General features: G+C 72.6%; 10 protein-coding genes and 4 pseudogenes. 7 read left to right on the forward strand and 7 right to left on the reverse strand.

Annotated elements, in window-relative coordinates; genetic code table 11:
* Nucleotides 1-25 precede the first annotated feature (25 nt).
* Nucleotides 26-946, reverse strand: coding sequence for an alpha-L-glutamate ligase (locus tag ACFVHV_RS09945; protein ID WP_359900712.1), 921 nt, complete (start codon nucleotides 944-946; stop codon nucleotides 26-28).
* A gap of 271 nt (nucleotides 947-1,217) precedes the next feature.
* Here ACFVHV_RS09945 and ACFVHV_RS09950 point away from each other — a divergent pair, with 271 nt between their 5' ends.
* Complete coding sequence (locus ACFVHV_RS09950; RefSeq protein WP_380350491.1) at nucleotides 1,218-2,819, forward strand: ABC-F family ATP-binding cassette domain-containing protein; 1,602 nt, start codon at nucleotides 1,218-1,220, stop codon at nucleotides 2,817-2,819.
* Between the two features lie 88 nt (nucleotides 2,820-2,907).
* On the opposite strand, the pseudogene ACFVHV_RS09955 reads toward ACFVHV_RS09950, so the two are convergent.
* Nucleotides 2,908-3,057, reverse strand: a pseudogene (locus tag ACFVHV_RS09955) (SAM-dependent methyltransferase); the annotation flags it as partial.
* A gap of 340 nt (nucleotides 3,058-3,397) precedes the next feature.
* Between ACFVHV_RS09955 and ACFVHV_RS09960 the strand changes: the two are divergent.
* Both ACFVHV_RS09960 and ACFVHV_RS09965 read left to right on the forward strand, forming a co-directional pair.
* A pseudogene (locus ACFVHV_RS09960) lies at nucleotides 3,398-3,508 on the forward strand (hypothetical protein); the annotation flags it as partial.
* Between the two features lie 538 nt (nucleotides 3,509-4,046).
* On the forward strand, nucleotides 4,047-4,304 hold the full coding sequence (locus ACFVHV_RS09965) for a tyrosine-type recombinase/integrase (RefSeq protein WP_359900883.1): 258 nt from the start codon (nucleotides 4,047-4,049) through the stop codon (nucleotides 4,302-4,304).
* Here ACFVHV_RS09965 and ACFVHV_RS09970 read toward each other — a convergent pair.
* Nucleotides 4,261-4,551, reverse strand: coding sequence for a helix-turn-helix domain-containing protein (locus tag ACFVHV_RS09970; RefSeq protein WP_380350493.1), 291 nt, complete (start codon nucleotides 4,549-4,551; stop codon nucleotides 4,261-4,263). The genes ACFVHV_RS09965 and ACFVHV_RS09970 overlap by 44 nt on opposite strands.
* A 22-nt stretch (nucleotides 4,552-4,573) precedes the next feature.
* Between ACFVHV_RS09970 and ACFVHV_RS09975 the strand changes: the two are divergent.
* The 3 genes and pseudogenes from ACFVHV_RS09975 to ACFVHV_RS09985 form a co-directional block, all read left to right on the forward strand.
* Nucleotides 4,574-5,080, forward strand: a pseudogene (locus tag ACFVHV_RS09975) (DUF5131 family protein); the annotation flags it as partial.
* A gap of 85 nt (nucleotides 5,081-5,165) precedes the next feature.
* A complete protein-coding gene (locus tag ACFVHV_RS09980; protein ID WP_359900707.1) occupies nucleotides 5,166-5,552 on the forward strand; it encodes a DUF5131 family protein in 387 nt (128 codons plus the stop codon).
* 515 nt (nucleotides 5,553-6,067) lie between these two features.
* A pseudogene (locus tag ACFVHV_RS09985) lies at nucleotides 6,068-6,166 on the forward strand (Rieske 2Fe-2S domain-containing protein); the annotation flags it as partial.
* A gap of 102 nt (nucleotides 6,167-6,268) precedes the next feature.
* Here ACFVHV_RS09985 and ACFVHV_RS09990 read toward each other — a convergent pair.
* The 4 genes from ACFVHV_RS09990 to ACFVHV_RS10005 form a co-directional block, all read right to left on the reverse strand.
* Nucleotides 6,269-7,264, reverse strand: coding sequence for an iron-containing redox enzyme family protein (locus ACFVHV_RS09990; RefSeq protein ID WP_359900704.1), 996 nt, complete (start codon nucleotides 7,262-7,264; stop codon nucleotides 6,269-6,271).
* On the reverse strand, nucleotides 7,261-7,566 hold the full coding sequence (locus tag ACFVHV_RS09995) for a hypothetical protein (RefSeq protein WP_380350496.1): 306 nt from the start codon (nucleotides 7,564-7,566) through the stop codon (nucleotides 7,261-7,263). Before ACFVHV_RS09995 ends, ACFVHV_RS09990 begins: the two co-directional genes overlap by 4 nt.
* 66 nt (nucleotides 7,567-7,632) lie before the next feature.
* Complete coding sequence (locus ACFVHV_RS10000) at nucleotides 7,633-8,046, reverse strand: hypothetical protein (RefSeq protein ID WP_359900899.1); 414 nt, start codon at nucleotides 8,044-8,046, stop codon at nucleotides 7,633-7,635.
* 318 nt (nucleotides 8,047-8,364) lie between these two features.
* Nucleotides 8,365-8,622, reverse strand: coding sequence for a hypothetical protein (locus ACFVHV_RS10005; protein ID WP_359900896.1), 258 nt, complete (start codon nucleotides 8,620-8,622; stop codon nucleotides 8,365-8,367).
* A gap of 401 nt (nucleotides 8,623-9,023) precedes the next feature.
* Here ACFVHV_RS10005 and ACFVHV_RS10010 point away from each other — a divergent pair, with 401 nt between their 5' ends.
* Entirely contained in the window at nucleotides 9,024-9,266 is a 243-nt protein-coding gene (locus ACFVHV_RS10010) for a hypothetical protein (protein ID WP_359900699.1), read from the forward strand.
* The last annotated feature ends 24 nt before the right edge of the window (nucleotides 9,267-9,290 follow it).

Genomic DNA, 9,290 nt, shown 5'->3' on the forward strand with positions numbered 1-9,290 from the left:
AGGCACCGGCGCGACGCCCCCGGCGCTACTCGCCGAGGTGCGCGGCGACGTACGGCAGCGCCACCTGTTCCAGGCCGCGCCGGCCGAAGGCGGGGTGGACGTTGACCTCGAAGACCACGCCGCCGCTCTCGGCGGCGAGGTCCACCCCGGCGAGGTCGAGGCCCGTGGAGGCGGCCGCCGCGACGGCCGACTCCGCGAGCCCGTCCGGCAGTTCGGTGTAGTCGAGCAGCGTGGAGACGGCCCCCCGGCTCTCGTTGCAGGGCGCGTCCGGGTCCGCCTGGACGTGCTCGACGACCCGGACCACGCGCCCCTGCAGCACCACCACCCGGTACTGGTGGCGGCGCCCGTCCGGGAGGACGTTCCGCGCGTCGCGGGCGATCAGCCAGTCCGCGCCCGCCCGGGCGTAGTGCCGCGCGGCGGTGTCGAGCTGCGCGTGGGTGGTGACGTGGAAGACGTCGTCGCCGCCCATCCCGATGCAGGGCCTGGCCCAGACGTCGCCGCCGAGCGCCGCGAAGGCGTCGGCGGCGGCCTCCGGGCTCGGCCTGGAGAGCGCGATGCTGGGCATGTGCGGCACGCCGTCCCGGACGAAGCTCGCGACCGTGGCGTCCTTCTCGGTGGCCGCCCGCCACGCCTCGGCGTCGGTGCCGAGCGAGCGGGCGCCGAAGCCGCGCAGCCGCCGTTGGCAGCCCTCGAACGCGCGGCGCCGGTGCGGCGGGATCTCGTAGACGATCACCGTGTCGGCGGTCACCGCCCGGCCGCCCGCCTCCAGCCGGATTCCGCCCGCGTCGTCGGCCTCGATCAGACCGCTGCCGCCGGTCATGAAGTGCCGGGCGTCCAGCTGGACGGGTTCCCGGCCGGTCAGCGTCCGCGCGGCGGCGGCGAGCACCTGCCGGCTGCCTTCGGTCGAGCTGTGGTCGGTCAGGAGTACGAGATCGCGTCGGCCCATGCGGACATGCAAGCGATTACGCCGCGACCATGACAAGGAGGCCCCGCGCGCCATCCGCCTCCGGCATGGCCGAAACCGCACCGCCCCGGGCGGACCGGCCTGCCCTCTGGGCCCCGCCGCGGCCGACCACCCCGCGCCGCCCCGTTAATTCGAATGCGTCCGGTCCACCCCTCCCGCTACCGTGGCCCCATGTCAACGCCCCGAATTTCCTAGCCGACGGACCGCTTCCACGCCACCCGTCTGTTCGCTAGCCCTTTCGGAGCGTCATCCCGTGATCACCACCCGTGGTGTCGACGTGCGCGTCGCCGCCCGTCTCCTGCTGTCCGACGTCACCCTGCACATCGCCCCCGGCGACCGGATCGGCCTGGTCGGCCGCAACGGTGCCGGCAAGACCACGCTGCTCGCCACCCTGGCCGGGCGGCTGGCACCCGCCGCCGGCACCGTCACCCGAACCGGAGCCGTCGGCTACCTCCCGCAGGACTCCCGCGCCGCCGACCCGTCGGTCACCGTCACCGACCGCATCCTGTCCGCCCGCGGCCTGGACACCGCCGTCCGCACGCTGCGCGCCGCCGAGGCGGCGATGGCCCGCGCCGGGTCACCGGCCGAGGAACGCCGGGCGATGGACGCGTACGTCCGGGCCGAGGCCGGGTTCCAGTCCCGCGGCGGCTACGCCGCCGAGGCCGAGGCGGCCCGGGTCGCGGCCGGGCTCGGCCTGCCCACCCACCTGATGGGCTCGCCCGTCGGCACGCTCTCCGGCGGCCAGCGCCGCCGGGTCGAGCTGGCCCGCATCCTGTTCGCCGACCACGGCGTCCTGCTGCTGGACGAGCCGACCAACCACCTGGACGCCGACTCCGTCGCCTGGCTGCGCGGCTTCCTCGCCACCCACCAGGGCGGGCTGGTACTGATCAGCCACGACCTGCGCCTGCTCGCGGAGACCGTCAACCGGGTCTTCCACCTGGACCCGCAGCGCGCCACGATCGACGTCCACAACACCGGCTGGGAGACCTATCTGACCCAGCGCGCCGCCGACGAGCGCCGTCGCACCCGGGAGCGGGCCAACGCCGAACGCAAGGCCGCCTCCCTGCACGCGCAGGCCGACCGGATGCGGGCCAACGTCGCCACCGCGACCACCGCCCGCAGCATGGCCCGCCGGGCCGACCGGATGCTCGCCGAACTCGAACCCGTCCGGCAGGCCGAGCGCACCGCCCGGATCCGGCTGCCCGAGCCCGCCCCGTGCGGCCGGATGCCGCTCGGGGCGATCAGCCTCGCCAAGTCCTACGGCGGCCGGCCGGTGCTGACCGGACTGGACCTGGCCGTGGACCGCGGCAGCCGGCTGGTCGTGCTCGGCCTGAACGGGGCCGGAAAGACCACCCTGTTGCGCATCCTGGCCGGCCGGGAGACACCGGACTCCGGCCGCGTCGTCCCCGGCTCCGGTCTGCGACTCGGCTACTTCGCCCAGGAGCACGACACCCTCGACCCGGCACTCAGCGTGCGCGACAACCTCGCCGCGGCCGCGCCCGGCCTGACCGACGGCGAACTGCGGCACGTGCTCGGCGCGTTCCTCTTCCGGGGAGACGACGCCGACAAGCCGGCCAGGGTGCTGTCCGGCGGTGAGAAGACCCGGCTCGCCCTGGCCGCCCTGGTGCACTCCGGCGCCAACGTCCTGCTGCTGGACGAGCCGACCAACAACCTCGACCCGGCCTCCCGCACGGAGGTCCTGACGGCTGTGGGCAGCTACCCGGGCGCGATCGTGATGGTCACCCACGACCCCGGCGCCATCGAGGCCCTCCGGCCCGACCGCGTGCTGCTCCTGCCGGACGGGGACGAGGACCTCTGGCACGACGCGTACCTGGACCTGGTCGCACAGTCCTGAGCTCCGACGCCGGCCCGCCGGTCCCCTGCCCGGCGGGCCGGCGTCCGGCGGGCCGCGGCTACGGCTACGGCTACGGCTACGGCTACGGCTACGGCTTGCGCGCCTCGATCAGGAAGCGCGCCGAGTGGGCCACGAACAGGCCCTCGGCCCGGATCCGGGCGTCCAGCTCGCGCAGCCGGTCCCGGTAGGCGTCGACGGTGAAGCCCGGGACCATCCAGATCACCTTGCGCAGGATATAGCGGAACTGACGTTTCCGCCCAGCTCAGGGGCATGATCGACCATCCGGAGTCAGCAAAACGTCAGCAAGACTCCCGGAGGTTCCGACCACCATGGCGACCACAGGCCTCACCCGCGGCATGGGCAGCTTCTTCAAGGAGTGCGAGCACCCCGAGTCCCGCTGGAGCAAGTGCCCTCACGAGTACAAGATCAGGTACCGCAACGCGGCGGGCCGTCAGACGGAGGAGTCCGGCTTCGCCACTCAGGACAAGGCCAAGACCCGTCTCGCCGAGGTGTACCACGCGCGAAAGAACTCCCCGCAAAGCCAGCGCAAGGCCGAGCGCGTCCAGAAGTACGGAGGGATGAGTTTCTCCGACTACGTCGCCGAGTGGCTCAAGAGTCAGCGCGACCTGGGTCCCACTTCGCTGCGGAACGTCGACTCCCTTCTGAGGATCCACCTCCTCCCCGCCTTCGGCAGTCGCCGCATGGGCACATTCGACCACAAGGTCGTCGAAGCGTTTATCCAGGACATGGAGCGAAACGGCGTCGGCCTGGCCACCCAGGCCAACGCGTTCATGAGCCTGAAGGCCATCCTGCTCGACGCGCACAGGCTCGGCCTCTACGAGGGCAGCCCGCTCGACGGGGTCAAGTCGCCGCAGTACGACCCGAAGCGTGCGGTGATCCCGTCGCTCTCTCAGTTGCACCAGATCCGGGATGCGGGCGCCGACACCTTCCGTCTGATCGCCAACCTCATGAGCGGCTGTGGTCTGCGCAACGGAGAGGCGTACGCCGTCAACATCAACAACATCGTCGCCGACGACGTCTACCGGGTCACCGAGCAAGTCAACCAGACCACCCGGTCCTACGCCCGTCTGAAGCACCGCAAGGCCGGCGAGTACCGGGACGTCCCACTGCCGGCCCGCACCCGGCGCTCGATCGAGGAGTACGCCGACACGTACGGAACCGTGGACGGGTACCTCCTCCCGCAACCCCGTGGACATCACCCGGGCTATGCCGCACTACGTCATCGACCGCCAGTGGCGGCGGATCAAGAAGTCCGGCCTCGCCGGCATCCCGGAAGGGATGGTGCTCTACGGCCTCCGTCACTTCTTTGCGTCGAACTGCCTCAGCAACGGCATAGCGATCACCGACGTGGCGGAGTGGATGGGCCACCGAAGCATCGACATCACGTTCGGGATCTACCGCCACCTCATGCCCGGCTCGCTCAGCCGAGCCGCCCAACTCCTCGACCTCGGCCTGGCCACCTGAACACGCGGAGGGCCTGCCCTACCCAGGGCAGGCCCTCCGTCACGCGCGAACGCCGTGAGACCCCCGCTATCCGCTGCTGCTTCACCCACGCCTGGACCTCCGACAGCTTGAACTGGAGCTTCGCGTTCGGTCCGCGGCCGAACTTGTAGGGGCTCAGCCCGACCCGCGGCGCCTCTCGGTACACCCAGGCGACAGACATATTCAGGTAGGCAGCGGTCTGCTTGACGGTCATGAACTGCTCGGGCATGAGTGCTTCTCCCTGGGGGGCGATGAGCACCCGTCGGACAACGGGGCGACCGATCGTCGCCGGATCGGACAGCTTGGCCGAGCCGTCGGCCGGTGATAGGCGTCCCCGGCGAGTGCGGAGCTGTGACCTGCCGGGTTCGACAGGGCTCCGGCGACGGAGGAGGGTTGTCCCGAACACGGGACGCGGACGCTTGCGGGGGCGGGGCCGCAGAGCACGACGGAGATCGGGAGCGGCAGCGGGCGAGCGCAGCGGGATCGAGTGGACGGAGGTGACGTGGAATCCCACGACGGGGTGTGACCGAGTGTCGGCTGGCTGCGACAACTGCTACGCGCTCACGCTGGCGAAGCGGTTGAAGGCGATGGGCGCTGCAAAGTACCAGAACGACGGTGATCCGCGGACGTCGGGGCCCGGCTTCGATCTCACGCTCCACCCGGACGTTCTGCGGGCTCCGTACGGATGGCGCGGTCCGCGGACGGTCTTCGTCGACTCGATGTCCGACCTCTTCCACGCCCGGGTCCCGCTGGACTTCGTGCGCCGGGTCTTCGCCGTGATGGCGGACACGCCGCAGCACACGTACCAGGTGCTGACCCAAGCGGGCCCGCCGGCTCCGGCGCGTGGCGGACCGGCTGGAGTGGCCCTCCAACGTGTGGATGGGCGTGTCCGTGGAGAGCGCGGAGGAACTCGACCGGGTGGACGACCTTCGCGTAGTGCCCGCCGCTGTCCGGTTCCTGTCCTGCGAGCCGCTGTTGGGCCCACTTGACGGGCTGGAGCTGGGCGGCATCCACTGGGTCATTGCCGGTGGTGAGTCCGGGCCGGGGTACCGCCCCATGGAGGCGGCCTGGACCCGGGACATCCGCGACGCCTGTGTTCAGGGCGAGGTGGCGTTCTTCTTCAAGCAGTGGGGCGGGCACACCCCCAAGGCCGGCGGCCGCCTACTCGACGGCCGCACCTGGGCCCAGCTGCCGCTGCCGGTCATGGGGCGATTGCCCATCGACTGGTAGAGCGTCAGCAAGGCCACCGCTGTGCCAGGCTCCGCCGCGGCAGCCTGTAGGACGGCTCGGCACGCCGGCTCCCAGGCCGAGGAGACCGCCGCAAACAGCACCGCGTGAAGGTCCCGGGGATGAGCGCACCTGCGGCAATGCGTGCGACCACCTCCGCCACCACAGCGGGTGCGAATTGCGGCAGTTCCAGAACGTGCTGCAGGCGGTCGGCGAAGGACAGCTCCCGTGCCTGCTCGGGAAGCGGATCGCTCGCGTACCGCGCGCTGCTGACACCCAGCCCGACACCGAGCCGGTTTGCTCGACCGGCTCGATGCCAGCTATGTGTCCCAGCAGGCTCACTGTTGCGTACTGGTGGGCGGCCTTCTTGGTGGTCCGAGAGACCGCCGCGCCGTGGACCTGGGAACTGCGCCAGCCGGCCTGCACCCTGAAGACCCCTGGCGGGCAGGGCTCCAGATGCGTACATCGCTGATCACGCCGGTGAAGTTCTCCATGGACGGCCGTGCCGCACAGGGCCGATCTCCGAGAGCGAACTGGTGGAGGGCTGCCTGCGCTGCCCGTGGCACGGCAGCGAGTTCCGATTGCGGGACGGCGAGGTCGTACATGGCCCGGCCACCGCGCCCCAGCCGGCACTGGAGACGCGGGTGCTCTCCGAGCACCTGGAGGTCCGGCTCCCAGGGCCGGCTGACCGTCCGGGCCGGGGCCCGGACGGGCCCGGCTCACCCCGTGCCGTCCGGCAGCGGGGAGCGCAGCGAGCTGCGTCCGGCCCGCCAGCGGCCGAGCAGGTGGTCCGCGAAGTGCCCGCCGACCACCCCGGCCGCAGCCACGCCGAACGCCACGTCCCGGGCGAACTCGGGCTCGGCCGCGACCAGTTCCTCGATGACCCCGCGCCGCACGAGTTGCTCGTGGACGGCGTCCGCCTCGACGTGTTCCCGGTAGAAGAGGGTGCCGTCCGGGCCGCCGCCGAGCCGTTCCAACGCCGCCGCCAAGCGGGCGGAGCCGGGCGACGAGGTGACCTCCACGGTGGCGAAGTGCCCGACGGCCGCGCCGCGCAACGCCCGGTGCAAGCCGAAGAGCGTCATCAAGTTGACCACGGCCAGGGTCGGCGCTGGCACGAGGTCCAGGTAGTGCCCGTAGCCGGGGTCGAGGCCGAAGGCGACCATCATCCGCTCGAACAGCCGGGCGTGGGCCCGCTCCGGCCGTCCGGCACCGTACTCGTCGTAGAGGATCGCCGTCAGCACCGCCTGTGCGGGCCCGTGGATCCTCGGCAGCATCCACAGCTGCGGGTCCGCCTCCTTGAGGTGGTAGACCGAGCGGTGCACCAGGTACTCGCGGGCGTGCCGGCGCTCGCCCTCGGCGAGCAGGTAGTGCGACGGGCCGGTGCCGTCGGGCGGCTCGGTGAGCAGTGCTTCCAACGCCTCCCTCAAGGGCGGCACGGGCTCCGCCTCCGCGCGCACCGCGGCCAGGAAAGGCTGCTCCAACTCTTTCCGGAATCTCAGGAGTTCGGGATCCCACTCCCAGCCGTCCGGGACCCCGGGCAGCCCGCGGTCGTGGAGCTCGTAGCACAGGTGCAGGGCCAGTTGGTGGTCCTCGCCCCACGGCTCGGTGGGCGGGCCGGACGGTGTGAGCGGACGGCCCGCTCCTGGCGGTCCGGAGGTGAGCAGGGCCGACACCGCAGCCGACAGCGGACCGCGCGGCGTGGGCAGCGCGTTCACCCCTCCTCCCGGCAGCCGTCGGCGCAGGCACAGAGCACCGCGAAGGCGATGGTCAGGGTCAGGGCCCAGCAGCCCGTGAAGACCCACAGAAACGGCGCCTCGGACGTCCCCAGGCCTGCCCCGAGCAGGCCCAGCGACAGCAGCGCGAGCGCCAGGACGGTCCGCGGCCGCACGCCGCGCAGCACGTCCCAGGCCCGGCCGCGCAGGCGGAGCCCGACGACGCGCAGCCGCAGCTCCAGGACGCGGTCGCGGTGGAGCCCCCGTTCGATCCCGCGCAGCTCCATCTGCTCACGTCCGTCCATGCCGTCCGCCTCCTCGCAACGTGGTCCCCGCGGTCTGCCGCTGCGGCTACCCCGGATCCGCGATCGCTAACGCCTCGACCCCGCCCGGAGCCGGGCGGCCGGCAGGTAGCTGTCGTCGTCGGAGCTGGGGCCGCCGAGGCGGGCTGCGATGCGGTCGAGGAAGTCCGCCAGCTCGCGGGTGCCGCGCTTCTCGGCCTCGCGCAGCAGCCGGTCCGGGCGGACAGTGCCCTCGTCGCGGCGGTTCAGCAGGCCGTCGGTCCAGAACAGCACGGTGCCGTCCTCGGGCCGCAGCGGCAGAGCGGTGTCGCGGCAGTGGGTCTCCGGCTGCCCCTGAGGGCGGTCCCGGTGGGGCCTGCGACCGCACCTCGCAGGCCGGCGGGCGGCGGGTTCCCGGCCGCACTCCTCCAGAGCCGCCGTACGCCGCCCGGCCAGCAGCCGCCGCAGGAACAGCCGGGCCGCCGGGCGACCGGCGGGATGCAAGCGGGCCACCGGTTCGGTCGGGTCGACCGGCTCCGTGCGGTCGGGTCGAGGTCGAGCAAGGCATAGGGCCTCACTGGACAGCTCCGGCGGTGATGCAGCAGGTCGAGGACGGCATGTTCGACAGTCTCGCCGCCGCCCGGCAAGTCTGGGCCCGCGGGGTCCGCGACGAGGCCGGCCAGCGCGACGGCGATGGTCCGCCCGTAGGGCTCGATGAGTCTGGGATTGACGTCGGAGGCCCGGCACACCGCCGGGGTGGTGCCCAGATATAGGACGCCGTCTCCCTGACAACACGGCCGGCGGCGCGGCACCGGGCTCTCCTCAAGCTGCTCGCCTGACGGAAGAAGCCGCGCGCGCATCCTCGGCCCCGCCACCTCTTCGGCCGGTCGCTGACAGGACGGCAGGCGGGCTCTGGTCGGGCTTGGGCGGCAGCGGGGCGCGCGGCTCCGTGGGCTCCGCCACCGGCGGCGGCTGCACGCCGGGCGCGCCCGGCACTTCCGGCCGGCCGTGATCCATCTTGCCCGAGACAGCGTCCGTCACGGCGCCCACGAGCTTGCGCACAGGGTTGGACTTGCTCATTGGTCCTCCAGACAAAACTCCGGCCCAGCCAGATCCGGGCGGACGAGTCAGCGGCACCCCCGGGCGCCCGGCGCCACTGGTCGGCCGCGAGCGGCGGCCCGACCCAGCGAGACCGCAGGACGTCCGGCCACCGTCTGCCCGGTCCGCAGCGCGTTACACGCCTCGACCGACGCGCCGTGCGTGGCGCCGGGGCACGATGCCTTCCCCGGCATCGACGGTCGTGGCAGGTGCCGCGATGTAGGGCGCCGGGCGGACCAGCGACCCGTGGGTCCGTCGGCGGGCACGGTCACGGAGGGAGACCGCAAGTCGCGCCTACCCCCTGGGACCGGCCGGGAGCACCGGAGCTACCACGCCCCGCCCGTGGGGTCCATGCCGCGCGCTTGGCGGCCGCTCGCGGCAGGATGAAGAGACCAGAGCGCTTCCCGCCAGTGGCCAAGATGCTGGACTGGTTCATCTGCCACCACCCCGCCTCCGCACAGCACACCCTCGGCGAGATCCAGCGCGAGGCCGAAGCCCGTCTGAAGATCCCGGCTGACGTCAGCGCTGACGCGCTGCGCAGCGCGCTGAGCCTCGACGGCAAGCTGGAGAAGACGGCCCGCGAGGAGTACCTCGACCGCGTCCTCGCCTCGAACGAACCGTCCTGACCCAACACCCGACCGCCGCCGCCC

Origin of the sequence: Kitasatospora sp. NPDC127116, assembly GCF_042677365.1 — a bacterium.
In the GTDB taxonomy this organism is placed as follows: Bacteria; Actinomycetota; Actinomycetes; order Streptomycetales; family Streptomycetaceae; genus Kitasatospora; species Kitasatospora lactacystinica.

What these genes read in the sequence shown, in the direction of transcription:
- ACFVHV_RS09970 (WP_380350493.1), bottom strand. Translation starts at nt 4,551, where the DNA reads ATGCCCGAGCAGTTCATGACCGTCAAGCAGACCGCTGCCTACCTGAAT.
- ACFVHV_RS10010 (WP_359900699.1), top strand. Translation starts at nt 9,024, where the DNA reads ATGAAGAGACCAGAGCGCTTCCCGCCAGTGGCCAAGATGCTGGACTGG.
- ACFVHV_RS09995 (WP_380350496.1), bottom strand. Translation starts at nt 7,566, where the DNA reads ATGGACGGACGTGAGCAGATGGAGCTGCGCGGGATCGAACGGGGGCTC.
- ACFVHV_RS09945 (WP_359900712.1), bottom strand. Translation starts at nt 946, where the DNA reads ATGGGCCGACGCGATCTCGTACTCCTGACCGACCACAGCTCGACCGAA.
- ACFVHV_RS09965 (WP_359900883.1), top strand. Translation starts at nt 4,047, where the DNA reads ATGCCGCACTACGTCATCGACCGCCAGTGGCGGCGGATCAAGAAGTCC.
- ACFVHV_RS10005 (WP_359900896.1), bottom strand. Translation starts at nt 8,622, where the DNA reads ATGAGCAAGTCCAACCCTGTGCGCAAGCTCGTGGGCGCCGTGACGGAC.